This is a genomic window from Corynebacterium sp. TUM25020, from assembly GCF_056388495.1.
Genome location: NZ_JBWJFG010000024.1, coordinates 1 through 254, shown reverse-complemented (window position 1 = coordinate 254; position 254 = coordinate 1). Strand labels below are relative to the sequence as shown.

The window sequence follows — 254 nt, the reverse complement described above, 5'->3', positions numbered from 1 at the left end:
ACTCATTCCGCATCCATGACCAAATCTTCCTCGACGCGACCTATCTAAAGTCCGGATGCCTCCTGATCACAGCCAGTAAAACCCACGTCATCAACTGGACCTGGGCCAGACACGAAACCACCGCCGCTGAAGTGTCCCAGGTTTTGTTCCGTTTGAGTAGATGGGAAAATCTGGAATATGCCAAGAAAATTTGACCAGGATGCCAAGGACCGTGTGGTCCGTCTCGTGGAAGACCGCATCTTGGCGGAAAATAT

Annotated in this window: 1 pseudogene; it reads left to right on the top strand. The window is 51.2% G+C overall.

Annotation, left to right across the window (positions count from 1 at the left end):
• A pseudogene (locus AC05K6_RS10185) lies at positions 1 to 128 on the top strand (IS256 family transposase); the annotation flags it as partial.
• Between the last annotated feature and the right edge of the window lie 126 nt (positions 129 to 254).